General features: G+C 73.4%; 21 protein-coding genes and 1 pseudogene. 14 read left to right on the top strand and 8 right to left on the bottom strand.

The features are described 5' to 3' along the window. Positions 1 to 2 precede the first annotated feature (2 nt). The 6 genes from ACQB60_RS23685 to ACQB60_RS23710 all read left to right on the top strand — a co-directional run bounded on the left by ACQB60_RS23685 (position 3) and on the right by ACQB60_RS23710 (position 7,124). Positions 3 to 2,114 (top strand): ABC transporter ATP-binding protein, encoded by a 2,112-nt coding sequence (locus tag ACQB60_RS23685; RefSeq protein ID WP_496928096.1) that lies wholly within the window; start codon positions 3 to 5, stop codon positions 2,112 to 2,114. A gap of 25 nt (positions 2,115 to 2,139) precedes the next feature. After that, positions 2,140 to 3,069, top strand: a complete 930-nt coding sequence (mmuM, locus tag ACQB60_RS23690) for a homocysteine S-methyltransferase (protein WP_496928258.1) — start codon at positions 2,140 to 2,142, stop codon at positions 3,067 to 3,069. 114 nt (positions 3,070 to 3,183) lie between these two features. Beyond that, positions 3,184 to 4,269, top strand: coding sequence for a WD40/YVTN/BNR-like repeat-containing protein (locus ACQB60_RS23695; protein ID WP_496928097.1), 1,086 nt, complete (start codon positions 3,184 to 3,186; stop codon positions 4,267 to 4,269). A gap of 80 nt (positions 4,270 to 4,349) precedes the next feature. Further along, positions 4,350 to 5,027, top strand: a complete 678-nt coding sequence (locus ACQB60_RS23700) for a uracil-DNA glycosylase (RefSeq protein WP_496928098.1) — start codon at positions 4,350 to 4,352, stop codon at positions 5,025 to 5,027. Between the two features lie 14 nt (positions 5,028 to 5,041). Further along, positions 5,042 to 6,073 (top strand): N-acetylglucosamine kinase, encoded by a 1,032-nt coding sequence (locus ACQB60_RS23705; RefSeq protein WP_496928259.1) that lies wholly within the window; start codon positions 5,042 to 5,044, stop codon positions 6,071 to 6,073. A gap of 106 nt (positions 6,074 to 6,179) precedes the next feature. Next, a complete protein-coding gene (locus ACQB60_RS23710) occupies positions 6,180 to 7,124 on the top strand; it encodes a sirohydrochlorin chelatase (protein WP_496928099.1) in 945 nt (314 codons plus the stop codon). 90 nt (positions 7,125 to 7,214) lie between these two features. On the opposite strand, the gene ACQB60_RS23715 is transcribed toward ACQB60_RS23710, so the two are convergent. From ACQB60_RS23715 to ACQB60_RS23730, 4 genes are all read right to left on the bottom strand, one after another. Beyond that, the gene (locus ACQB60_RS23715) at positions 7,215 to 8,258 is read right to left on the bottom strand and encodes a lactonase family protein (RefSeq protein ID WP_496928100.1); all 1,044 of its coding nucleotides are present in this window, start codon (positions 8,256 to 8,258) and stop codon (positions 7,215 to 7,217) included. A 68-nt stretch (positions 8,259 to 8,326) separates the two neighbouring features. Continuing rightward, positions 8,327 to 9,472, bottom strand: a complete 1,146-nt coding sequence (locus ACQB60_RS23720) for a nitric oxide synthase oxygenase (RefSeq protein ID WP_496928101.1) — start codon at positions 9,470 to 9,472, stop codon at positions 8,327 to 8,329. 231 nt (positions 9,473 to 9,703) lie between these two features. Then, the gene (locus tag ACQB60_RS23725) at positions 9,704 to 11,203 is read right to left on the bottom strand and encodes an FUSC family protein (protein ID WP_496928102.1); all 1,500 of its coding nucleotides are present in this window, start codon (positions 11,201 to 11,203) and stop codon (positions 9,704 to 9,706) included. 201 nt (positions 11,204 to 11,404) lie between these two features. Next, entirely contained in the window at positions 11,405 to 11,641 is a 237-nt protein-coding gene (locus tag ACQB60_RS23730) for a DUF2180 family protein (protein ID WP_496928103.1), read from the bottom strand. Positions 11,642 to 11,935: 294 nt separating this feature from the next. Between ACQB60_RS23730 and ACQB60_RS23735 the strand changes: the two are divergent. The 7 genes and pseudogenes from ACQB60_RS23735 to ACQB60_RS23765 all read left to right on the top strand — a co-directional run. Continuing rightward, a pseudogene (locus tag ACQB60_RS23735) lies at positions 11,936 to 12,409 on the top strand (Lrp/AsnC family transcriptional regulator); the annotation flags it as partial. A gap of 127 nt (positions 12,410 to 12,536) precedes the next feature. Continuing rightward, entirely contained in the window at positions 12,537 to 13,226 is a 690-nt protein-coding gene (locus ACQB60_RS23740; protein WP_496928104.1) for an HAD family hydrolase, read from the top strand. Between the two features lie 142 nt (positions 13,227 to 13,368). Continuing rightward, entirely contained in the window at positions 13,369 to 14,484 is a 1,116-nt protein-coding gene (locus ACQB60_RS23745) for a chitinase (RefSeq protein ID WP_496928105.1), read from the top strand. A gap of 112 nt (positions 14,485 to 14,596) precedes the next feature. Beyond that, positions 14,597 to 15,094: a winged helix-turn-helix transcriptional regulator gene (locus ACQB60_RS23750; protein WP_496928106.1), complete on the top strand. Its 498-nt coding sequence runs from the start codon at positions 14,597 to 14,599 to the stop codon at positions 15,092 to 15,094. A 66-nt stretch (positions 15,095 to 15,160) separates the two neighbouring features. Then, the gene (locus tag ACQB60_RS23755; RefSeq protein ID WP_496928107.1) at positions 15,161 to 15,700 is read left to right on the top strand and encodes an SRPBCC family protein; all 540 of its coding nucleotides are present in this window, start codon (positions 15,161 to 15,163) and stop codon (positions 15,698 to 15,700) included. Further along, positions 15,700 to 16,842 (top strand): LLM class flavin-dependent oxidoreductase, encoded by a 1,143-nt coding sequence (locus ACQB60_RS23760; protein ID WP_496928108.1) that lies wholly within the window; start codon positions 15,700 to 15,702, stop codon positions 16,840 to 16,842. The genes ACQB60_RS23755 and ACQB60_RS23760 overlap by 1 nt, the downstream gene beginning before the upstream one ends. A 169-nt stretch (positions 16,843 to 17,011) precedes the next feature. After that, the gene (locus ACQB60_RS23765; protein ID WP_496928109.1) at positions 17,012 to 18,376 is read left to right on the top strand and encodes a hypothetical protein; all 1,365 of its coding nucleotides are present in this window, start codon (positions 17,012 to 17,014) and stop codon (positions 18,374 to 18,376) included. 58 nt (positions 18,377 to 18,434) lie between these two features. On the opposite strand, the gene ACQB60_RS23770 is transcribed toward ACQB60_RS23765, so the two are convergent. Both ACQB60_RS23770 and ACQB60_RS23775 read right to left on the bottom strand, forming a co-directional pair. Next, positions 18,435 to 19,934, bottom strand: coding sequence for a VWA domain-containing protein (locus ACQB60_RS23770; RefSeq protein WP_496928110.1), 1,500 nt, complete (start codon positions 19,932 to 19,934; stop codon positions 18,435 to 18,437). Continuing rightward, positions 19,931 to 20,827: an AAA family ATPase gene (locus ACQB60_RS23775; RefSeq protein WP_496928111.1), complete on the bottom strand. Its 897-nt coding sequence runs from the start codon at positions 20,825 to 20,827 to the stop codon at positions 19,931 to 19,933. Before ACQB60_RS23775 ends, ACQB60_RS23770 begins: the two co-directional genes overlap by 4 nt. A 276-nt stretch (positions 20,828 to 21,103) precedes the next feature. Between ACQB60_RS23775 and ACQB60_RS23780 the strand changes: the two genes are divergently transcribed. Next, positions 21,104 to 21,613 (top strand): MarR family winged helix-turn-helix transcriptional regulator, encoded by a 510-nt coding sequence (locus ACQB60_RS23780; RefSeq protein WP_496928112.1) that lies wholly within the window; start codon positions 21,104 to 21,106, stop codon positions 21,611 to 21,613. Between the two features lie 67 nt (positions 21,614 to 21,680). On the opposite strand, the gene ACQB60_RS23785 is transcribed toward ACQB60_RS23780, so the two are convergent. Both ACQB60_RS23785 and ACQB60_RS23790 read right to left on the bottom strand, forming a co-directional pair. Continuing rightward, positions 21,681 to 22,496 carry an SDR family NAD(P)-dependent oxidoreductase gene (locus ACQB60_RS23785; protein WP_496928113.1) on the bottom strand — a complete coding sequence of 272 codons (816 nt, stop codon included), beginning with the start codon at positions 22,494 to 22,496 and terminating at the stop codon, positions 21,681 to 21,683. An 89-nt stretch (positions 22,497 to 22,585) separates the two neighbouring features. Continuing rightward, positions 22,586 to 23,476, bottom strand: a complete 891-nt coding sequence (locus tag ACQB60_RS23790) for an esterase/lipase family protein (protein ID WP_496928114.1) — start codon at positions 23,474 to 23,476, stop codon at positions 22,586 to 22,588. Between the last annotated feature and the right edge of the window lie 64 nt (positions 23,477 to 23,540).

Genomic DNA, 23,540 nt, shown 5'->3' on the forward strand with positions numbered 1-23,540 from the left:
CCATGACACAACCCCTGCTCACCCTCGACGAGTTGAGCGTCGACATCGTCGCCCGCGACCGCACCGTGCACGCCCTCGACGGCGTCTCCCTGTCGCTCGCACCCGGCGAGGCCCTCGGCATCGTCGGCGAATCCGGCTCCGGCAAGACGATGACGGCGCTCAGCGTCCTGGGGCTGCTGCCGCCCGGCGGCAAGGTCACCGGCGGCCGCGTCCTCTTCGACGGCACGGACCTGGCGGCCGCGCCCGCCCCCGTCCTCCAGGACGTCCGCGGCAACACGATCGGCATGGTCTTCCAGGACCCGCTGACCTCCCTCAACCCGACCATGACGATCGGGGCGCAGGTCGCCGAACCGCTGCTGCTGCACCGCCCCGGCATCGGCCGCAGGGCCGCCTGGGCGCGCGCCGAGGAGATGCTGGGCCTCGTCGGGATGCCCCGGCCCGCCGAGCGGATGAAGGCGTATCCGCACCAGCTGTCCGGCGGCATGCGCCAGCGCGTGGCGATCGCCATGGCGCTGGTCTGCGAGCCGAAGCTGCTGATCGCGGACGAGCCGACGACCGCCCTCGACGTGACGACGCAGCACCAGATCCTGGAACTCGTCGACGAGCTGCGCGAGCGCCTCGGCATGGCGCTGATCCTCGTCACGCACGACCTCGGCGTCATCGCGCACCGCGTCGACCGCGTCGCCGTGATGTACGCGGGCCGGATCGCCGAACAGGCCGGCGTGCACGGCCTGTTCGCGCGCCCGCGCCACCGCTACACGGAGGCCCTGTTCGCGGCGCTGCCGGAGCGGGCCGCCGGGAGCGGCACCGCACTGCACACCATCCCGGGCCTGCCGCCCGCGCTCACGGTGCGGCCCACGGGCTGCCGGTTCGCGCCGCGCTGCGGATTCGCGACGCAGGAGTGCCGGACGGCGGAGCCCGAGCTGGGCGCGGATGGCGTGAGCGAAGGGGGCGACGAGCGCGACGGGCGCGACGAGGAGCATGTGTTCGCGTGCTTCCACCCGGTGCCCCTGCCGGGAGAGGCCACGTCAGAGGCCGAGGTCGTGGTGCCGGAGACGGCCCCCGCGGGCGACGCACCCGGCGGCGTCCTCCTCGAACTCGACGCCCTGGTCAAGGAGTTCCCCCTCAAGGGCGGCCCCTTCTCGCGCGGCAGGGGCACGGTCAGCGCGGTCGGCGGGGTGTCCCTGGAGATCCGCAGGGGCGAGACGTTCGGGATGGTCGGCGAGTCGGGCTGCGGCAAGACGACGCTGGGGCGGATCGTGGCGGGCCTGGAGCGGCCGACCGGGGGCGCCGTCCGCTTCGAGGGCCGGGACCCGGCGGAGCTCTCGCGGGCCGAGCGGCGGGCGCACCGGAGGCGGGTGCAGCTGATGTTCCAGGACTCGTCAGCCGCGATGGACCCCCGGATGCGGGTCGGCGAGATCCTCCGCGAGCCCCTCGTCATCCAGGGCGTCGGCTCCCGCGGCGAACAGGACCGGCGCGTCGGCGAGCTGCTCGACGCGGTGGGGCTGCCGCGCGGCGCCGTGCAGCGCTATCCGCACGAGTTCTCCGGCGGCCAGCGCCAACGCCTGGGCCTGGCCCGCGCGTTGACGCTCTCCCCCGACCTGGTGGTCGCCGACGAACCGGTCTCCGCGCTCGACGTGTCCGTGCAGGCGCAGATCCTCAACCTGATGCGGGAGCTGCAGCGCGAGCGCGGCCTGACGTACCTGTTCATCTCGCACGACCTGGCCGTGGTGCGGCACCTCGCGGACACGGTCGGCGTGATGTACCTGGGCAAGCTCGTCGAGACGGGGCCCGCGGAACGGGTGTACGCGCGTCCGCTGCACCCGTACACGCGGGGGCTGCTCGACACGGTCAACGTGCCGGACCCGCAGGCGGCTCTCGCTCGCGCGGCGGACCGGGCGCCGCTGCGCGGGGAGGCTCCGTCGGCGGCCGCACCGCCCACGGGCTGCCGCTTCCGCACGCGCTGCCCCGTCGCCCAGGAGGTCTGCGCGACCACGGAGCCGCCGGTGCGCACGCCGGACGGGTCGGGGCACCGGGTGGCGTGCCACTTCCCGCTGACGGAGCGGGTGGGGGCGGCCGCCGGGGGAGATCCGCACGGGGAGCGGCTGAGCTAGCGTCGACGCCGTGAACGACTCTCTCGTGACCGGCTCGCAAGCGACCGGCGGCTCTCTCTGGGACACCCTGACGCGGCGGCCCGTCGTCCTGGACGGCGGCCTCTCCAACCAGCTGGAGGCCGCCGGGCACGACCTGTCCGACGCCCTGTGGTCGGCGCGACTGCTCGCCGACGAACCCGAGGCGATCACGGCAGCCCACCGCACGTACTACGCGGCGGGCGCCGAGGTCGCCATCACGGCCAGCTACCAGGCGACGTACGAGGGCTTCGCCCGGCACGGCATCGGCGCCGCCCGCACCGGGCAACTCCTGCGCCGCAGCGTGGAGTTGGCGCGGGAGGCGGCGGACGCGGCGGCCGGGCGCACCGTGTGGGTGGCGGCGTCGGCGGGCCCGTACGGGGCGATGCTGGCCGACGGGTCCGAGTACCGGGGCCGGTACGGGCTGAGCGTCGCCGAGCTGGAGCGCTTTCACCGGCCGCGCCTGGAGGTCCTCGCGGACGCGGGCCCCGACGCGCTGGCCCTGGAGACCGTGCCCGACACCGATGAGGCGCGGGCGCTGCTGCGCGCGGTGCGCGGCCTCGGGGTCCCGGCGTGGCTGTCGTACAGCGTCGCCGGGGACCGGACGCGGGCCGGGCAGCCGCTGACCGAGGCGTTCGCGCTGGCGGCGGAGGCCGACGAGGTGCGGGCGGTGGGCGTCAACTGCTGCGATCCGCGCGACGCGGCGGCCGCGGTGGCACTCGCCGCACGGATCACGGGCAAGCCGGTGGTGGTCTACCCCAACAGCGGGGAGACCTGGGACGCGGCCGCCCGGTCCTGGAGCGGCCCCTCGCGCTTCACGGCCGGGCAGGTCGAGGGGTGGGTGGCGGCGGGCGCACGGCTCGTCGGGGGTTGCTGCCGGGTGGGGCCGGAGGCGATCGCCGAGGTGGCGGGGAGCCTTGCGGGGCCCGCGCCGGGCTGATCCCTCGAACAAGGCTCTGACCTGCGGAAGGAGCGGCTCCGGGGGAGATTGTCAGTGGCGGGGGCCAGACTGGCGGCAGTACCTCAGACAACGACGTCCTGGAGGTGGTCGGCGATGGCCGACGTACTTCTCACCGTGGGAACCCGCAAGGGCCTGTTCATCGGCCGCCGCACCGGCGGCACCTGGACCTTCGACGACAGCCCGTACTTCAACGCCCAGGCCGTGTACTCGGTCGCGATCGACACCCGCGCCTCCGTGCCCCGCCTCCTCGTCGGCGGCGACAGCGCGCACTGGGGCCCGTCCGTCTTCCACTCCGACGACCTGGGCCGGACCTGGACGGAGCCCGCCAAGCCCGCCGTGAAGTTCCCCAAGGACACGGAGGCGTCCCTGGAGCGGGTGTGGCAGCTGCACCCGGCCGCCGCCGAGCCGGACGTGGTGTACGCGGGCACGGAGCCGGCCGCGCTCTACCGCTCCGAGGACCGTGGCGAGACCTTCGACCTGGTGCGACCGCTCTGGGAGCACCCGACGCGCTCGAAGTGGGTGCCCGGGGGCGGCGGCGAGGGGCTGCACACGATCCTCACGGACGAGCGGGACCCGCGCGCCGTGACCGTCGCGGTGTCCACGGCCGGGGTGTTCCGCACGACGGACGGCGGGGCGAGCTGGGCGCCGTCCAACTCGGGTGTCGCGGCGGTGTTCCTGCCGGACCCGAACCCGGAGTTCGGGCAGTGCGTCCACAAGGTCGCCCGTGACGCCGCCGACCCGGACCGGCTGTATCTGCAGAACCACTGGGGGGTGTACCGCAGCGACGACGCGGGCGCCCACTGGACCGACATCGGCGAGGGCCTCCCCTCGGACTTCGGCTTCGCCGCGGTCGCCCACCCGCACCGCGCCGACACGGCGTACGTGTTCCCGATCACCGCGGACGCGGACCGGGTCCCTGCCGACCACCGCTGCCGCGTCTACCGCACTCCGGACGCGGGCAAGAGCTGGCAGCCGCTCTCCGCCGGCCTCCCCGAGGAGGACCACTACGGGACGGTGCTGCGCGACGCCATGTGCACGGACGGCACGGACCCGGCAGGCATCTACTTCGGCAACCGGAACGGGGAGGTGTACGCCTCGGCGGACGACGGCGACAGCTGGCAGCAGCTCGCCGCACACCTGCCGGACGTGCTGTGCGTGCGGGCGGCTGCCATCGGCTGACGCGGGCGACGTGGCGCGTGGACGGGGGGCGTGGCCGTCGGTTGATGGCGCCCCCCGTTACGGCAGTAGAGTGACGCCCCGTGGCACCACGACCCTTGCATGAAATCGTCGAACCGGGCTGGGCGAAGGCCCTGGAGCCGGTCGCCCAACAGATCGCTTCCATGGGCGACTTCCTGCGCTCGGAGATCGCCGCGGGACGCACCTACCTCCCGTCGGGGGCGAACGTTCTGCGCGCCTTCCAACAGCCCTTCGACGACGTCCGCGTCCTGATCGTCGGCCAGGACCCCTACCCGACACCGGGGCACGCGGTGGGCCTCTCGTTCTCGGTCGCGCCCGAGGTGCGGCCGCTGCCGGGCAGCCTCATCAACATCTTCCGCGAGCTCAACACCGACCTCGGCCTGCCCCAGCCGGCCAACGGCGACCTCACGCCGTGGACCCGCCAGGGCGTCCTGCTGCTCAACAGGGCGCTCACCACGGCCCCGCGCAAACCTGCCGCACACCGCGGCAAGGGCTGGGAGGAAGTGACCGAGCAGGCCATCAGGGCGCTCGCCGCGCGCGGCCGGCCGATGGTGTCGATCCTGTGGGGGCGGGACGCGCGCAATCTGCGGCCGCTCCTAGGCCAGTTGCCGTCGGTGGAGTCCTCGCACCCCTCCCCGATGTCGGCGGACCGCGGCTTCTTCGGGTCGCGCCCGTTCAGCCGGGCCAATGAACTTCTCGAACGCCAGGGGGCGCAGCCGGTCGACTGGCGCCTTCCGTGACGTCCGTGACGTCCGTGACGTCCGTGACGTCCGTGGCGCCCGTGACCGTCCTGGGAGTCGACTCCGGCGGCTCCGGGTTGCGGGTCGGCCTGGGGCTGCCCGAAGGGGCGCCCCCCGTCGCGCCGTTGAGCTCGACGGAGCCGGTACGGACCGGGCCGCGCGGCATCGACGCGGCACACCTCCTCACCCAACTCCTGCCCATGGCGCGGGAGTTGCTGCGGCGATCCGGTGCGGGGCAGCTCACCGCCGTGGCGATCGGCGCCGCCGGGATGGCGACGCTCGGCGACGACCTGCGCGCCGAACTGCCCGCCGCCCTGGCGCGGGAGCTCGGCGTGCGCCGCCTCGCCCTCGCCGCGGACGCCGTCACCGCGTACGCGGGCGCGCTCGGCACCCGGCCGGGCGCGATGGTCGCGGCGGGCACCGGCCTGATCGCACTGGGCACCGACCTCAGCGCGTGGCGCCGCACCGACGGCTGGGGCCATCTGCTGGGCGACTGCGGCGGTGGCGCGTGGATCGGGCGGGCGGGCCTCGAGGCGGCGATGCGCGCCTACGACGGCAGGGACGGCGGATCGGCGCTGCTGCGCACCAGCGCCGAGAAACGCTTCGGGCCGCTGCCCGACCTGCCGGGACAGCTCTATCCGCGCACCGACCGCCCGGCGTTCCTCGCCTCCTTCGCGCCCGACGTGGGCTCCTGCGCGGCGGACGACGCGGTCGCGGCCGGGATCCTGCGCACCGCGGCCCGGCACATCGCGGAGTCCGCGGCCGCCGCCTGCCCGGCGACGGGCCCGGGCACTCCTGCGTGTGAAATTGCCCTCACCGGCGGCCTGTTCAAGCTGGGCGAGCCGCTCCTCGGGCCACTGGACGAGGAGTTGGCGCGGCGCCTGCCGCACGCACGGCGGGTCCCGGCCGCGGGCGACCCGCTGGACGGGGCGGTGCGCATCGCCACGGACCTCGCCGGGGGCCGCCTGGCACTCCCCCGGGACGCCCGGCTGCTGACGGTCCATGCGGCAGGCACCGGTGACGCCCGCACGGAAAGCGGCAGTTGACCAACTACGCAACGCTTTGCACCTGAACCGACAAAACCGGACGTATACCGCCCACCTGCACCCTCCCTCAACGGGAGGACCCGACAAGCCAGTAGCATGCGGCGCCATGAGCTCCCCCACTGGGCCCGCTTCCGGCCTGCCCGTACGAATGCCGCGACCCCGCCAGCCCGGTCGGCACCGCCGCCCGGAGCCCGTGGCGGCTCCTGAGGGAGCACCCGCGCTCGTCCTCGCCGTGCCGGGTGCCCCCAGCAGCACGACCCGTTCCATCGCCGAGGAAGTCGTGAGCATCGCCCGCTCCGAGCTGCCCGGCCTCGACGCCCGTATCGGTTACCTGGACGGGGAGGAGGACGCCACCACCACCTCGTTCCCCGAGTTCCCCTCACTGCACTCCGTGCTCGCGCACGCCGCCGCCCAGCGCGCCGCCCGCATCGAGCAGGCCCGTGCCGCGGGCGCCGAGGTGGCGGACCCGGAAGGGCCCGTCGCCGTCGTGGTGCCGCTGCTCGCGGGCCCCGACAACGCGCTGATGCGCCGCGTCCGCCAGTCCGTCATGGAGAGCCGCGCCGCCGCCGAGCTGACCGATGTGCTCGGCCCGCACCCGCTGCTCGCGGAGGCCCTGCACGTGCGCCTCTCCGAGGCCGGTCTGGCCCGCGCCGACCGCGCCCGCCTGTTCACCGTGGCGACCGCGGCGGACGGCATCGTCCTGGCCACGGTCGGCGGCGAGGAGGCCGTGCAGGCGGCCGGGATCACCGGCATGCTGCTCGCGGCGCGCCTCGCGGTGCCCGTGATGGCGGCGGCCCTGGACCAGGAGGGCGCGATCGCGGCCACCGCCGAGCAGCTGCGCGGCTCCGGCTCCGGCCAGCTGGCGCTCGCCCCGTACCTGATCGGCCCGGAGGTCGACGCGGGTCTGCTCGACGCGGCGGCGAAGGAGGCGGGCTGCTCCGTGGCCGAGTCGCTCGGCGCCTACCCGGCGATCGGCAAGCTGGCCCTGTCGAAGTACACGACGGCCCTCGGCATCACACCGCAGCAGCCCTCGGGCGCGCCGGTGCGCTGAGGCGCTCCAGACATACGGCGATGGGCCCGCCCCCGAAGCAGGGGGCGGGCCCATCGCCGTATGCCCGTGTGTCCGTGAGCGGCCCCGGCGTCAGCCGAAGAGCACGCAGGAGGCCGCGGGCACCGGGACGGACCCGGCGCGGACCGGGATGCCCGTGGCCTCGTCGAGGGCGAACCAGGTGACGTCGCCGGAGCGCTCGTTGGCGGCGTACAGGTACCGGCCGGAGGGGTCCAGGGCCAGGTCGCGCGGCCAGTCGCCGCCGCACTCCACCGAGGCGGTGAGCCGCGGCCGCTCCCCCGCCTCGTCGAGCGCGAAGACGGAGATGAGGTCCTCGCCGCGCGTCGCGGTCCACAGGAAGCGGCCGTCGGACGCGACCACGACCTCCGAGGGGTAGGCGTCGCCCTCCGGTGCCCCCGGCAGCACGGAGATCTCTGCGAGCGGCTTCAGGCTGCCTTCGGCGGGGTCCCAGGCGCAGGTGGTGAGGGTGGGCGTCAGCTCGTTCAGGACGTAGGCGTGCCTGCCGCCCGGGTGGAAGGCGAGGTGGCGCGGGCCGGAGCCGGGGCGCAGGGCGACCTCGCGGTGCAGTTCGGGGCCACCGTCGGTGAGCGCGCACACGCGCACCGAGTCCGTGCCGAGGTCGACGCTGAGCACCCAGCGGCCGCTCGGGTCCGGGAGCACCTGGTGGGCGTGCGGGCCCTGCTGGCGCTGCGGGTGCGGGCCGGAGCCGGTGTGCGGCAGGACGCCGGACGGGGCGGGGGCCAGGGTGCCGTCGGGGTGCAGCGGGACGGCGGAGACGCTGCCCGAGCCGTAGTTGGCGGTGAGCACATGGCCCGCGTGCAGGGCGAGGTGGGTGGGCGCGTCCGCGCGCACGGGCACGGGGGCGCGGCGGAGTTCCGGCTTGCCGCCCGTGACGTCGAAGGCGGCGACGGCTCCCCGGGCGGTCTCGCTGACCGCGTAGAGGGTCCGCCCGTCGGGCGCGAGCGCGAGGTACGACGGGTCGGCGACCACGTCCGTCGCCCCCACGACGGTCAGGGCGCCGCTCTGCCCGTCGAGGTCCGCGACGAGCACGCCGGGCCCTCCCGCCGCGGTGAAGGACCCGATGTACGCCCGTACGCCATGGCTGCTGCCGACCACTGCATTCCCCTCTCGCCCTGAATCGCGACCCGGCCGCCCGCGGCACCCGTGATCGTGCGGCGACGACGCTAGCAGCAGGTCTGGACCACCGAGGTGTCGGCTTCTCCGCGCGCCCGGGCCAGGGCCTCCGGGTGGTGCACGAAGGCGGGGCGCTGCTCGACCGTGTCGTAGGTGCGGTGGAAGACCGGTGTCGCGGAGCCGGACAGGGGCGGCACGATCCAGGACCAGTCGGCGCCGACGGTGCGGCCCTTGCGCTCCTCGCGGTCGAGGTGGGCCAGGAAGCGGCGGGACTCGGTGTGGTGGTCGCTGATGGTGACGCCCGCGCGGTCGAAGGAGTGCAGGACCGCGCGGTTCACCTCGACGAGGGCGCGGTCCTTCCACAGGGAGCGGTCGCTGGCGGTGTCGAGGCCGAGGCGGCGCGCGATGCGGGGCAGCAGGTCGTAGCGGTCGGTGTCGCCGAAGTTGCGGGCGCCGATCTCGGAGCCCATGTACCAGCCGTTGAAGGGCGCCGCCGGGTAGCAGACGCCGCCGATCTCCAGGCACATGCAGGAGAGCGCGGGGACGGCGTGCCAGCGCAGCCCGAGCTCCGCCCACCAGGCGTACTCCGGGTGCTCGATGGGGACTTCGAGGACAGCGTCGGAGGGGAGCTCGAACCAGCGGGGTGCGCCGCCCGCGCCCTGGATCACCAGCGGCAGCACGTCGAAGGGCGTGCCGGGGCCGCCGGGCCAGCCCAGGCGCCGGGCCAGGGCAGTGAAGCCGGTGGTGCGCGGGTCGCCGGTGACGCCGCCGTCGGGGCGGGCGTATCCGGCGTAGCGGATGAGCTGCTCGTTCCAGATGCGCGGTCCCGGGCGGCCGGGGGCGTCCGGGGCGAAGACCGTGACGAGGGGCCGGATCCGGCCACCGTGAGTGGCCTCGCGCAGGTGTGTGGCGCAGGCGGCGGCGAGGTCCTCGGCGCGGCGCAGGGAGCGGCGGTCGAGGACGCGCAGGGAGCGCCAGTACAGGCGCCCGATGCAGCGGCTCGCGTTGCGCCAGGCCACGCGGGCGCCGAAGGAGAGCTCGTCGGGCGTGTGGCGGTAGGTGCCGGTGGCGCCGATCTCGGCGAGGGCCTCGGTAACGCGGGGAGCCGGGTCTCCCAGGCCGTTCTCCGCGTGGTGCAGGGTGAGGAACTCGGCGGCGGCCCGGGCGAGGGCGGCACGGGGCGAGGGGCAAACCATCACCCTAGAGTTGAGGTTGAGACTTGGCTCCGGGGCTGGATTCCCGGTGCTCTCGGTCCGGCGCAGGCGTGGGTGCATCGCGCTCCCCCAGGGGGTCCGGGGCGGGCCGCTCCCGCGCGGCCCGCGCGTCCGTTGGCGACGGGACTACCCCTGCGATGGCCTGATCCACCCTGTACATGTCGGGCGAACCTGCCCATGGCACGGGCGAGTTGACGCCCGCACCCGGTGCGGTCAGGCGCCGAGCAGCGGGGAGCGCGGGGAGGTCCGCAGGGGCGCGGCCAGTTCGGCGAGCGCCCTTTCGAGGCCGTGAAGGTGGGCGAGGGCGGGTTCGGCGGCGGCGTGGACGGCGGGCGGCACCGTCGCCTCCAGGGCCTGTTCACCCGCCATCAGCGCCTCGACGGCGGCCTCCACGCGGCGGCAGGCGGCGGCGAGCCGGGCGTCGTGGGACGCCTCCGGATCCGCCGCGACCGAGGCCAGGCCGCGGGCCTCGCGGGCGCAGTCGTCGAGCAGGGCGAGGACCTGGCGGGCGCGGGCCTTGCGGGCGCGCATCGGGCTGAGCGGGTGGACCAGCGGGGCCAGCGAGAGCCGGACCCGGCCGAGGAGCGCCTCGAGCTCGGCGACGTGCGGGGCCGGGTCGGCGTCGGGGGTGCCGGAGAGGCGGGCGGCGGACTCGGCGGCGCAGGCGCGGACGCTGCGCAGGGCGCGCTCGATCCAGGCGTTGGTCGTGGCGTGAGTGGTGACGGGCAGGACGAAGAGCACCGCCGCCACCGCCCCGAGCGCGCCGACGGCCGTCTCCAGCAGGCGCAGCGCGAGCAGCGGCGGGTCCAGGACACCGAGCAGGCCGTAGAGCGCCCCGGCCATGACCGTGACGGCGAACATCATCCAGGTGTACGAGACGGCGGCCGTGTAGAAGATCCCGAAGACTCCGGCGGCGACCAGGACGGCCGTGGGCACAGGTGCGCCCTGGAGCGGCACGACGAGGACGAAGCCCACGGCGATGCCGATGAGGGTGCCGAGGACCCGGCGGAAGCCGCGCACCATGGTCTCGCCGCGCGAGGCGGTGTTCACGAACACCCACCAGGTGGCGCCGACCGCCCAGTACCAGCGCTGCTCGGACAGGAGCTGGCCCACGAGGAGCGCGGCGCCGCCGCCGACCGTGGCCTGCACGGCCTGCCGGGTGGTCGTGCGCAGCAGTCCGGTGCCGCCGGGAGCGGCGGGCGGCGCGGCGACCGGCAGGCGCCGCTCGTAGCACCAGAGGCCGAAGCGGACGGTGGACGAGGCGAGCAGGGACAGGGCGACGGCGGCGTACAGCTCGGGGAGCTGGCCGGGGACCGTGTGCAGGAACTGTGCGATGAAGAAGGTCATGAACGCGAACACGCCGAGCGCGTGGCCGCGCGGGCCGAACCGGCGCACGTACACGCCGCCCCCGACGACCGCGAGGAAGGCCAGGTCGCGCACGAGCGGATGGTCGTGGAGCCCGGCGGCGAGAGCGAGCACCGGGAAGCCGACGGCAGGGAGCAGGGCCGTGGTGACGGCCTGTCCACGCACGGTGGTGTCGGTGACGGTGAAGAGGGCGAGCAGAGCGGCGAGGCCACCGGAGATGGCGGCGACGAGCGAGTGGCCGACGAGACCGCTCACGGTCACCGCGAGGCCGATGCCGAGTACCGCCCGGAGGGCGGCGCGCAGTCGCAGCCGCCCGGGATCCGCGGCGACGAACATCCCCTTCAGCACAGTTACTTCCCGCCCCTTCCGTTTCCGTTCCCGCGTCCCTGCCCGTGGCGCCCCATGAAAAAGGGCGCCGCGGGGATCCGCAGCGCCATCGACGGGGGATATTTGAGCATGGCCGGGCCCATTGGCTCAACACGATCGAATGGTGCTGTGCCATTGGTGCATTCAGGCGGCGATCAGCAGTGCCAGAACGGGGCCAACGGATCAGCGGTCGGTGGGGGCGTGGTGCGCGGCGGTCGCCGGCGATTCCGCCTCGTGGCAGACCGTGCACGTCATCCGGCGCGCGGCCCGCGGCCCATGGCTCAGCCCCATGCCGGTGAGGTGGCGTACCTCCTCGCCGGTGACGGCGACGTGGGCGACGCACATGCCGCTGCCGCAGTGGCGGCACACGGCGACGGCGTCGACGGACTGTCCGGCGTGCGCGCAGTCGTAGCACTTCATGCGAGATCCCCCTCCTCAGAGGGCCTGGGGCGCCCACGGCCCCTCCCGCACTCCGGGTGCCCCCGCCGACGGCATCCGAACATGGGCCCGCCAAAGGTCTGAACAGGGGCCCGGACATGGGCAAATGGCGCCGCGGAATCCGGAGCGGCGCCCTTGTCGCTCCGGCGCATCGCGGCGCCATTGATGAGCGTTAGGAAAGCATCAAGCGGGCACTGGTTCAACTGACGTCACCTTCACTGCACCATTGGTACAGTTACTCAAGATCACTTGGCGCCCCAGGGAGACCATCGGACCATGGCCGTCGACGCACTCGACACCCGCATCCTGCGACTGCTCCTGGAACAGCCGCGCACCAGCGTCCGTGAGTACGCGCGCATCCTGGGCGTCGCCCGCGGCACGCTCCAGGCCCGCCTCGACCGCCTGGAGCGGGACGGCGTGATCACCGGCACGGGCCCGTCCCTCTCCCCCGCCGCGCTCGGCCACCCCGTCCTCGCCTTCGTGCACATCGAGGTCACGCAGGGCCATCTCGACGACGTCGGGGACGCGCTCGCGGCGGTGCCGGAGATCATCGAAGCCTTCTCGATCACGGGCGGCGGCGACCTCCTGACGCGCGTGGCCGCGCGGGACAACGGCCATCTGGAGGACGTGATCCAGCAGTTGATCCAGCTGCCGGGCGTGGTGCGCACGCGCACGGAGATGGCGCTGCGCGAACGCGTCCCGCACCGGCTGCTGCCGCTGGTCGAGTCGGTGGGCCGCGCGGCGGCCCAGAGCCCCGGCTCCGGTTCCGGCTCCTCCACCTCCCCCAGCTCCCCCGGCTCCCCCGGCTCCCCCGGCTCCCCCGGCTCCCCCGGCTCCGCGAAATCGGAATGATCGCGTCCTTGGCATCCTGGAAGGCATGAGCACCTTCGACAGCACAGCGGTCATCTTCGATCTCGACGGCACCCTCGTGGACAGCGAGCCGAACTACTTCGAGGCGAGCCGCCTGGTGCTCGCCGAGCACGGGGTCCCCGGCTTCACCTGGCAGGACCACGAGCACTACGTCGGCATCAGCACCCTGGAGACCCTGGAGATCTGGAAGGAGCGGTACGGGCTCACCGCGCCCGTGGCCGAGCTGCTCGACGAGACGAACACGGCCTATCTGCGGCTGGCCCGCGCGAACACGCAGGTCTACCCGCAGATGCGCAAGTTCGTCGAGGCCCTGCACGGCGCCGGGGTGCCGATGGCCGTGGCCTCCGGCTCCTCCCGCGCCGCGATCGAGGCGATCCTCACGGGCACGGGGCTCGACGCACAGCTGACCACGTACATCTCGGCCGACGAGGTGGACCGCGGCAAGCCCGCACCCGACGTCTTCCTGGCCGCCGCCCGTCTCCTGGACACGGACCCCTCAGAGTGTGTGGTCCTGGAGGACGCCGCTCCGGGTTCGGCGGCCGCGCACGCGGCGGGCATGCGGTGCATCGCGATCCCGTACGTCGCCGCACAGGCGGACGACCCGGCGTTCGCGACGGCGGACCTGCTGCTGCGCGGCGGCCAGGGCGAGTTCACCGCCGAGGGCGCCCTGGACTGGCTGGCCCGCCCCGCCCGCTAGCCAGGGAGCACGCACCACCCGGCACTCCAACACCCTTACGGTCCAGACCTGTTGACGAAAGGTCTGGACCAACTTACGTTGTGGGGCATCGCACACCCCAGCACCTCTTCAGGAACGAACCCCCACCGTCCAGGAGGTCGGCGTGTTCCCCCGCTCTCCCCGCTCCCCTCGCACCCCTCGCACCCCTCGCTCTTCTTCCAGGCGTTCCAGACCCGTCGCGCGTCTCCTCGGCGCCGGTCTCACCCTCGCCTTCGCCGCCCAGTTCCTCACCGCCGCCGCGTCCCCGGCCGCCGCCCGCGACGACACCTGCGCCGTCAAACCCAAGCCCGCCGGGAAGGTCCTCCAGGGCTACTGGGAGAACTGGGACGGCGCCGCCAACGGCGTGCACCCGCCCTTCGGCTGGACCCCCGTCACGGACAGCCGCATCGCCGCGCACGGCTACAACGTCCTCAACGCCGCCTTCCCCGTGATCCGTTCGGACGGGACGGCCCTGTGGGAGGACGGCATGGACGCGACCGTGAAGGTCCCCACGCCGGCCGAGATGTGCCAGGCCAAGGCCGCGGGGCAGACCATCCTGCTCTCCATCGGCGGGGCCGCCGCGGGCATCGACCTGAGCTCGACCGCCGTCGCGGACCGCTTCGTCGACACGATCGTGCCGATCCTGCAGAAGTACAACTTCGACGGGATCGACATCGACATCGAGACCGGCCTCGTCGGCAGCGGCAACATCAACCAGCTCTCGCCGTCCCAGTCCAACCTGATCCGCATCATCGACGGGGTCCTCGCCCGGATGCCCGCGGGCTTCGGCCTGACGATGGCGCCGGAGACCGCGTACGTCACCGGGGGCAGCGTCACGTACGGCTCCATCTGGGGCGCGTATCTGCCGATCGTGAAGAAGTACGCAGACAACGGCCGCCTGTGGTGGCTCAACATGCAGTACTACAACGGCTCGATGTACGGCTGCGCCGGCGACTCGTACCAGGCCGGGACCGTGCAGGGCTTCACCGCTCAGACCGACTGCCTGAACAAGGGGCTCGTCGTGCAGGGCACCACGATCCGGGTGCCCTACGACAAGCAGGTGCCGGGGCTGCCCGCCCAGCCGGGCGCGGGCGGCGGCTACATGGCGCCTGGCTCCGTGGCCCAGGCGTGGAACCACTACGGCGGCGGCCTCAAGGGGCTGATGACCTGGTCCCTCAACTGGGACGGCTCCAAGAACTGGACCTTCGGCGACAACGTCAAGGCGCTGCAAGGCCGTTGACGTCACCGGAGCCACGGGGCCCATCGGCCGGGGGCGGACCCGCAGCCATCCGTCCCCGGCCTGCGGGGTTCCCCCACAGGCCCGCGGCGCGGCCCGACCTATGCTGGCTCTCATGAGGCGGACTTCCTTTGCCCACTGGCCCTGCTCGATCGCCCGCACGATGGATCTGCTCGGGGACTGGTGGACGCCGCTGGTGCTGCGCGAGGCGTTCTACGGCGTGCGGCGCTTCGACGGGTTCCAGCAGTCCCTCGGCGTCGCGCGCAACACCCTCGCGGACCGGCTGCGCCGACTGGTCGACGAGGGCCTCCTGGAGAAGCGCCCGTACCAGACCGAGCCGGTCCGCCACGACTACGTCCTCACCGAGAAGGGCCGCGACTTCTACGGCGTCCTCATGGCGATGAACGCGTGGGGCGACCGCTGGCTCGCCGACGAGCAGGGCCCGCCGGTGGTGTTCCGGCACGAGCCGTGCGGGCACACCAGCCGGCCCGAGGTCGTCTGCGCGGACTGCGGCGACCCCATGACGCCCGCCAACACCAGCGCCCGGCTCGGCCCTGGCTACCCTGCGCGACTCGCCCAACGCCCGGACGTGCGCGAGCGGTTCGGCGCCTGACCGACCCCGCCCCGGCGGCCGGGCTCACCCTTGACAGGTAAGTCTATCTACGCAACTTTGGTGGTCATGGAGTGGACAGGCGCACGCTACGCCGATACACCGACCGTCGAGAGCGAGATCTGGATCGGGGCTCCGCCCGGGCGGGTGTGGGACCTCGTCAGCGACATCCACCTGATGCCCCGGCTGAGCACGGAGCTGCGGGCGGTCGAGTGGCTGGAGGGGAGGGCAGGGCCCGCGCTCGGGGCGCGCTTCCGGGGGCACAGCGCCCATGCGTCGCTCGGGGAGTGGTCCACCGTCTCCGAGGTCGTGGCGTACGAGCCGGACGGGCCGGAGCGGGTGTTCGCCTGGGCGGTAGGGGACCCCGAACTGCCGTCGGCACGGTGGCAGTTCACCGTCGTGGCGCAAGGCGGCGGGGCGCTGCTGCGGCAGTGGATGCGGCTCGGCCCCGGACGCTCCGGACTCTCGTACGCCATCGACCGGATGCCAGAGAAGGAGCAGAAGATCGTGTTCGTACGGATGCGGGAGTTCGAGCAGAGCATCGGTGCCACGCTCGACGCGGTGAAGCGGCTGGCCGAGGGCGCGGACGACCAGGGGGCGGACAGCTGATGCGGACGTCGACCACCATCGAGGCGCCCGGCGGGAGTTGGCGCGAGACCGTCGACTTCGTGACCGAGGCGGAGAAGCTCGGCATGGACATCTGCTGGGTCGCGGAGGCATGGGGAGCGGAGGCGCCCTCGCCGCTCGGCTATCTCGCCGCGCGCACCGAGCGGATGCTGCTCGGCTCGGGCATCATCCAGCTGGCCACGCGCACCCCGATGGCCATCGCGCGAGCCGCCCTCACCCTCGCGGAGATCTCGGAGGGCCGCTTCCTGCTCGGTCTCGGTCCGTCCGGGCCGCAGGTGATCGAGGGGCTGCACGGCGTGCCGTTCGCCCGGCCGCTGTCGCGGATGCGGGAGACCGTGGAGGTGGTGCGCGCGGCCGCGTCCGGGGAGAAGGTCACGTACTCGGGGCGGGAGTTCACCATCCCGCTGCCGGGCGGGGAGGCGCGGCCGATGCGGCTCTCGCTGCGCACCGAGCACACCGTGCCCGTCTATCTCGCCACCCTCTCCCCCAAGATGCTCCGCCTGACCGGCGAGATCGCCGACGGCTGGCTGGGCACGAGCTTCGTGCCGGAGGGCGCGAAGGAGGCGTACTTCGATCATCTGGACGCGGGCCTCGCGGCGGCCGGGCGGGACCGGACGGAGCTCGACGTGTGCCAGGGCGCCGAGGTGGCGTTCGCCCGGGACGAGGACGAGCTGCGCCCGATGATGGCCGAGCGGAGGGCGAAGCTGGCGTTCAGCCTGGGCGGCATGGGCTCGGCGGCCACGAACTTCTACAACGCCGCCTACAGCCGCCAGGGCTGGGCCGACACGGCGGCCGAGGTGCACCGGCGCTGGCGGGCGGGCGACCGGGAGGGCGCCGCCGACCTGGTCACCGACGAGATGGTGCTCGGCACGACGCTGATCGGCACCGAGGACATGGTGCGCGAGCGGCTTCGGGTGTGGCGGGCGGCCGGGGTCGACACCGTGCGCCTCTACCCGGCGGGCGAGAGCCTGGCCGAACGCCTCGACACGCTGGGACGGGCGCTCGATCTGGTCCGTGACGTGGAGCGGGACGACGCCACCCACGACACCCCGCACGGCGCCGCCCACAAGGCCGACACAATCGACGGAATCAGCGGGTTTACGACACCGAATTCCCGGACATGAAATGCGGGACCTCAATTCACGCTCCCCTGAATGCACTTGGGAACATTTGAACTGAACTGGCGATCAGGAATCCGGAGTTGAAATTCCGAATCCGAAAGGGAAGGATCTCCGCACGGGGAAAGCCCGGCCCATTCGAGGCCGGGCGCCCGCGTTTATGAGGAGACGAAACATGTCCATATCGCGCACGGCGGTCGCCATCGGGGCGGCACTCTCCGCCGCGCTCGTGCTCAGCGCCTGTGGTTCCGACGACGGGGGCGACAGCGGTCAGGGCGACGGTGGTTCGGAGGCCACCGCCCCCGAGGCGAAGGTCCTCGCCAAGGTGCCGATGGCCAAGGTGAGCGAGCTGACCGGCGCCATGGGCATGTGGACCACCGACAAGAACTTCGTGAAGACCGAGCTGAAGAAGATCGTCGGCTATCCGCTCGCCGGTGGAAAGCAGCAGTGGGAAGTGCCGCTCGCGGGCGAGGTCTGCTGGTCTTCGGAGCGGCCCAGCAAGGACGGAAAGGTGGCGGTCCTCTTCCAGAACGACAAGGAGTCGACGCCCACCTGCACCGAGGTCGGCGTCGTCGACATCAACAAGGGCAAGCTGCTCTGGCAGAAGGAGGCCAAGGACAGCTACGGCTCCGCGCAGAGCTTCGACGAGGTGAGCCTCGGGGGCGGCACCGTGGCGGCGGCCGGCACCAGCGGCGCCGCGTCCTGGTCCGTGAGCGGCGCCCCGCAGTGGAAGCAGGACTCGGACACCAAGTGTCCCGACCAGGGGTACGCGAGCGAGGGCGAGAAGCTCGTCGCGGTGCGCGACTGCGGCAGCACCGACCGCCCGGCCCTCGAGGTCCAGACGGTCAACCCGAAGAACCGCACGGCGACCTCCACGTACAAGCTGCCGCAGGGCACCAAGTACGCCCACGTCGTGTCCACCGACCCCCTCGTGGTGGCCGTGGACGACGGCAAGTCGCAGGGCGGCTCCGGCATCTCCTCCCTCCTGTCGATCGACGACGGCGCGGCCCAGGGCAAGCTGCTCGGCACGATCGGTGCGAAGGGCGGCAAGCACGGCAAGTACGAGGCGGAGTGCCCCTCCACCAACGTCTCCGGCTGCTCCCAGATCACGGTCGACAAGAAGACGAACACCTTGTTCGTGGGCACCTCCGACCCGGTCAGCGCCTCCTCCGACGCCGACAACGACGTCGTCGCGATCAGCCTGAAGACGGGCAAGCGCGTCGGCATGACCCAGGGCAGTGAGAACGGCCGCATGGCGCCCGTCGGCGTGGACGAGGGCGGGAAGGTCATCGTCTATCAGGAGAGCAGCGTGGCGTCCGAGGAGGGCGGCGCCGTGTGGAGCATCGACCCGGCCACGTACAAGAAGACGAAGCTGATGCAGAACCCCTCGTCCACGTACGAGATGGAGAGCCGCTTCGAGACGGACCGGCGCGTCCTGTACGCGGGCGAGCGCCTCTACCTGGGCGCCGACCACGAGAGCGAGCCGTCCACGGTCTACAAGACGCCGCAGCCGATCGCGGCCGTCTTCGGTACGAAGTAGGCGCCTTACGAAGCAGGCGCCCCGGGCGCCGCGTGACGCTCGCCGCCCGGGGGGCGACTCAGACCGGCAGCAGCCGGGCGACGAGTTCGCTGAGGCGGCGGGCGTTGCGGCAGGGGTGCATGGCGACGGCCTCGGCGTAGGCGGGGGCGGCCGAGTCGCCGGTGCCCCACAGGGCGGGGCGCTCCGGGTTGAGCCAGTGGACGCGGCGGGCCCTGGCCGCGATCTCGCGCAGGGCCGGGAGGTTGGGGTCGAAGCCGTTGGTGCGGGCGTCGCCGAGGATCAGCACGGAGGTGCGGGGGCCGACCGCGTCCAGGTGGCGGTCGGTGAACTCGCCGAGGGCGGCGCCGTAGTCGCTGCTGCCGTGGTAGCCGCAGAGGGTGGCCTCGGTGAGGATGCGGCGGCCGAGTTCGGCGGGGTCGGCGGCGCCCGTGGTGATCAGCCCGGTCACCTCGTCGGTGCGGTTGACGAAGGCGAAGACCCGCACCTTGCTGAACTGGTCCCGCATCGCCTGCACCAGCAGCATCGTGAAGCCCGCGAAGCCCGCCACCGAGCCCGACATGTCGCAGAGCAGCACGATCTCGGGGCGTGCGGGGCGGTGTCTGCGGTAGGCCGGGCGGAGGGGGACGCCGCCGGTGGACAGGGAGCGGCGCAGGGTGCGGCGGACGTCGATCCGGCCGCGGGCGGCCTTGCGGCGGCGGGCGGCGAGCCGGGTGGCGAGCTTGCGGGCCAACGGCTGGACGGCGCGCCGCAGTTCGGCGACCTGCTCGCGGCCCGCCACGAGGAAGTCCACCTGGTCGGCGCTGGGCGCGACGGCGAGCCGGGCGATGCGGTCGGTGCCGCGGCGCTCGGCGACGCGCCTGCGGGCCTCGACGCCGACGCGGGCGCGGAAGTCCTGGATGCGGCGGCGGATCTCGTCGGCCTCGATCCGCTCCGTGACGTCGGCCCCGGCGTCATCCGGCCCTTCCCCCTCCCGCAGCGCCGCGAGGACGCGGGCCAGGAGGGTCTCCGGGCGCAGCCTGCTGAGCGTCTGGTGGGCGGACCAGCCGTCGGTGCCGGGCGTCGAGCCGTAGCCGCCGAGCGCGTTCACGGCCTCGCCCGCGAGCCGGGTCAGCGCGGCCTGGTCGTTCGCGGCCAGGGCCTCGGCGAGACGGTCGCGGATCGTGTCGCGGTCGGCGTCGGGCTCGGTCCGCGCGCCCTCCGGAGTGCCCACGCCGAGCGGGAAGTACAGCTCGAAGGTCGCGTCGAACACGGCGCGCTGGCGGTCGGCCCGCAGCAGGGCGGCGGCCAGGCCCTCACGGATCCGCTCCCGGTCGGCGAGGCCGAGGACCTCCAGGACGGCGGCCGCGTCGACGGTCTCGCTGGGCCCGATCCGGATGCCGTGCCCGCGCAGCGCCCGCACGAGGCCGGTCAGGCGCCCGGTGAGCGGCGCCTCGGCGGCCGCGCGAACGTCGGCTTCGACCCGGGCGGCCCCGGGAGCGCCGGCTTCTGCCGCGGCGGCCGCGGGAGCGCCGGCTTCGGCCTCGGCGGCCGCGGGAGCGCCGGCTTCGGCCTCGGTCATGCGAGCGTCAGCTTCGCACTCGCCTTCACGACGTCCTCCTGGTGCTTGAGGATCACGCCGAGGCTGCTGCGCACCACGGCCTCGTCGAGGGTGTCCGCTCCCAGCGCGAGCAGCGTCCGCGCCCAGTCGATCGTCTCGGCGACCGAGGGCGCCTTGCGCAGCTCCATCGCGCGCAGCGCGCCGACCACGCGGACCAGGGACTCGCTGAGCACGTCGTCCAGGCCCGGCACCTTCATCCGTACGATGCGCTGCTCCAACTCGGCGTCGGGGAAGTCCAGATGGAGGAAGAGGCAGCGGCGGCGCAGGGCCTCGGAGAGCTCGCGGGTCGCGTTGGAGGTGAGGACCGTGAAGGGGCGCCGCGTCGCGGCGATGGTGCCGAGCTCGGGGACGGTCACCTGGAAGTCGCTGAGCACCTCCAGGAGGAGGCCCTCGACCTCGACGTCGGCCTTGTCGGTCTCGTCGATCAGCAGCACGGTCGGCTCGTCGCCGGTGATGGCGGTCAGCAGCGGCCGGGTGAGCAGGAATTCGTCGCTGAAGATGTCGGTACGGGTCTCGTCCCAGCTCTCGTCGCGGCCCGCGGTGATGCGCAGCAGCTGCTTGGCGTGGTTCCACTCGTACAGGGCGCGGGACTCGTCGATGCCCTCGTAACACTGCAGCCGCACCAGGCGTGCGGCGCCCACCTGGGCGACGGCCTTGGCCAGTTCGGTCTTGCCGACGCCCGCGGGGCCCTCCACCAGGAGCGGCTTGCCGAGCCGGTCGGCGAGGAACACGGTGGTGGCGACGGCCGTGGAGGCGAGGTACCCGGCCCCGGCGAGCCGCTCGGCGACATCGTCCACGGACGTGAAAAACCCGGTCCCCGGCCCCGCTTCGACCCGCTGTGCACGCCCGCTCATCGGCCCGACTCCCCTTCGCCGCCTGATCGTTCTCCCGCACCCTAGGGCCTGCCGGTCGCGGTGGCGCCGGACCATGACCTACGCCACATCACGGCCCCGGGACCGTCGCGTCCCCGTCACGCTCCGCCCACCGCCTGTCAAGCGCTTCGGCGCACTGTCACCAGCTTGGGCGTACCGCCCTCAAGTAGCTGTCCAGATAGCTTTCTTGCGGCGCTAGCATGCGGCGACGAGAGCCCCGGGGCGGCAGCCGCGGGAGCCGGCGCAGAAGGAGGCCGAGTGGAACGGCGGACGGACCGGATCGACGACGTGGTCAGGGCGTGGCGGCGCGAGTTGCCGGACGCGGTCGGGCCGACCACGGAGCTGGCCAGCCGGATCATGCTCTTGTCCGCCGCCCTGGACGACGTGACGACCCGTGAGCTGAACAAGCTGAAACTGACCGTCGCGGAGTACCACACGCTCGTCGCCCTGCGCCGGGCCGGCAATCCCTTCCGGATGCGGCCGAGCCAGATCGTCAATGAGCTGCCGATCACCTCGGGCGGCACCTCGAAGATCCTGAAGCAGCTGTCGGTGCGCGGTCTGGTGGTGCGGCGCCCGGACGAGTGGGACGGCCGGGTCACCTGGGTGCAGCTCACCGATGCCGGGCTGACCTTCTCCGAAGAAGTCGTCCGCAATACGAGCGCCGCCCAGCAGGAGCTGTTCCGGCGCCTCGCCCCGGAGACGGCCGAGCACGCGACGCACGCGCTGCGCGAGCTCTCCGTGTCGGTGGCCGACCGTCTGCCCGTCTGAACCGGCCGTCCCCGGGGGTCTTCTGAAGTCCGGGCCTTCTGGGGTTCCGGGGCCTTCTGAAGTGGTGTCAGCCCTCCGCCCGCGGACGCACGCTGAACTCGAAGGCGACCGTGCCGGAGCCCACGGCCGTGACGCCGCCGTCGACGGTGAGCGTGGCGCCGTTCACGTAGGACGCGGCGGGCGACAGGAGCCAGGCGATCGCCTCCGCGGCCTCCTCGGGCGCACCGGGACGGCCCGCCGGGGTGAGCCGGGTCGCCTCCTCGTACGCCGCGTCGACGCCGCCGTCCCCGAGCCCGGCCTCCCGCGCGAACCGCGCCATCCGCTCGTCGGCCATCTCCGTGCGCACCCAGCCGGGGCAGACGATGTTGGCGCGCAGGCCCTGTCGTCCGTAGTCGACGGCGAGCGAGCGGCACAGCTGGAGCAGGGCCGCCTTGGACGTCGCGTACGCGGCGTTGGCGACGCCGTTGCTCAGCGCCGCGACCGAGGCCACCCCCACCACGGAGCCGCGCGCCGCAAGGAGGTGCGGCAGCGCGGCGCGCAGCAGCAGGAACGGCCCGGTCAGGTTGGTGCGCAGGACCAGGTCCCAGTCCTCGTCCGACAGGTCGCCGACCGCACCGTTGCGCCCGACACCGGCGTTGAGGACCAGTCCGTCGATCCGCCCGTACGCGGAGAGGGCCGCCTCCACCAGGCCCGCCACCTCGTCCGGGTCACCGGCGTCGGAGGGGTGCGCGAGGGCGCCGGTCTCCTCGGCGATGCGGCGCAGCGGCTCGGGCCGCCGCCCCGAGACCACGACCCGGTCCCCGGCCGCCCGCAGGAGGCGCGCGGTGGCCGCCCCGATCCCTGTACCCCCGCCGGTCACGATGACAACTCGCTGCTCTGACATACCGCGAGCATAGGCAGGACGGCCGGGCGGCCCGGACGCGTTTCGGCCAGGTGGGACGGCAGGGGGCGGGCTCATCCGGCTGAGCGGGCTCAGCCCGGTGAGCCGACCGCGCACACCTTGATCGGCGTCGCGTGCTCGGGGTCGAGCGCGTTGCGGACGAGGTGCCAGACGTTCAGGTCGTACGCCTCGCCGATGTGGCCGACCGGGTCGAGGGGACAGGAGTCCTGCACGTACTGGTTGGTGACGCCGGGCTCGCGGACGAACGAGGTCTCCGGCGGCGTGACGATCTCGTCGTAGCGCGAGGTGATGATGGTGTACGCGATGTCGGGCTGGGCCACCGGGCCGTCGTTGAGGGCCTTGACGGCGGGGCCGCCGGGAAACTCGTCGGACAGGACAGGGAAGCCGAGCTTCGCCACGATCGTGTCGAGGGTGCCGCGCCCGAGAATCTTGTCGCCGAGCTTCACCAGGCCCGCCGCGTCGGTGCCGTGCGTGGGCGGGGCGATGGCCACGACGCGCTTGATGTGGCTCTGGATTCCCTGCATCTTCGCCAGGTACAGCGACTGCAGACCGCCCTCGGAGTGCCCGACGACGTCGACCTTGGCGGCCCCGGTGCGCTCCCGCACCTTCTCGACGTACTCCTTGATCTCGACGTTCGACTCGGCGACCGGCTTGAGCCCGCCGACCAGCGGGAACTCGGGGTAGGCGCCGTAGGTGAGGGCGAAGGTGCAGTAGCCGCGGGCGGCGAGGTCCGCCTGGAGGAAGTTGATGTCCTCGTACCAGGTGGCGAACGTGCCGTGGAGCAGCACGACGGGTTCGGGGTGGGCCGAACTGGGCTTGCAGGAGAAGTCGTTGATGCCGCCGGTGGCTCTGGTCGTTGCTCTGCCCGGGTCGTCGACCGCGGCCGCGGTCGCGGGCAGGGCCGCGCCGAGCACGAGGGTCAGGGCGAGGCCCGTGCGGGCGAGCCAGCGCGTACACGCCATGGGGGGAGTCCTTTCCTGAGGGAGGGCAGGGAGAACAAGCGGAACAGGGAGAACAGGGAGACGG

The sequence above is a fragment of the Streptomyces odontotermitis genome (assembly GCF_050510915.1).
Taxonomy (GTDB): domain Bacteria; phylum Actinomycetota; class Actinomycetes; order Streptomycetales; family Streptomycetaceae; genus Streptomyces.

Coding starts and splice junctions, on each gene's coding strand:
- ACQB60_RS23695 (WP_496928097.1), top strand. CDS start 3,184: ATGGCCGACGTACTTCTCACCGTGGGAACCCGCAAGGGCCTGTTCATC.
- ACQB60_RS23790 (WP_496928114.1), bottom strand. CDS start 23,476: ATGGCGTGTACGCGCTGGCTCGCCCGCACGGGCCTCGCCCTGACCCTC.
- ACQB60_RS23740 (WP_496928104.1), top strand. CDS start 12,537: ATGAGCACCTTCGACAGCACAGCGGTCATCTTCGATCTCGACGGCACC.
- ACQB60_RS23785 (WP_496928113.1), bottom strand. CDS start 22,496: ATGTCAGAGCAGCGAGTTGTCATCGTGACCGGCGGGGGTACAGGGATC.
- ACQB60_RS23765 (WP_496928109.1), top strand. CDS start 17,012: ATGTCCATATCGCGCACGGCGGTCGCCATCGGGGCGGCACTCTCCGCC.
- ACQB60_RS23770 (WP_496928110.1), bottom strand. CDS start 19,934: ATGACCGAGGCCGAAGCCGGCGCTCCCGCGGCCGCCGAGGCCGAAGCC.
- ACQB60_RS23710 (WP_496928099.1), top strand. CDS start 6,180: ATGAGCTCCCCCACTGGGCCCGCTTCCGGCCTGCCCGTACGAATGCCG.
- ACQB60_RS23720 (WP_496928101.1), bottom strand. CDS start 9,472: ATGGTTTGCCCCTCGCCCCGTGCCGCCCTCGCCCGGGCCGCCGCCGAG.
- ACQB60_RS23750 (WP_496928106.1), top strand. CDS start 14,597: ATGAGGCGGACTTCCTTTGCCCACTGGCCCTGCTCGATCGCCCGCACG.
- ACQB60_RS23760 (WP_496928108.1), top strand. CDS start 15,700: ATGCGGACGTCGACCACCATCGAGGCGCCCGGCGGGAGTTGGCGCGAG.
- ACQB60_RS23775 (WP_496928111.1), bottom strand. CDS start 20,827: ATGAGCGGGCGTGCACAGCGGGTCGAAGCGGGGCCGGGGACCGGGTTT.
- ACQB60_RS23730 (WP_496928103.1), bottom strand. CDS start 11,641: ATGAAGTGCTACGACTGCGCGCACGCCGGACAGTCCGTCGACGCCGTC.
- ACQB60_RS23755 (WP_496928107.1), top strand. CDS start 15,161: ATGGAGTGGACAGGCGCACGCTACGCCGATACACCGACCGTCGAGAGC.
- ACQB60_RS23685 (WP_496928096.1), top strand. CDS start 3: ATGACACAACCCCTGCTCACCCTCGACGAGTTGAGCGTCGACATCGTC.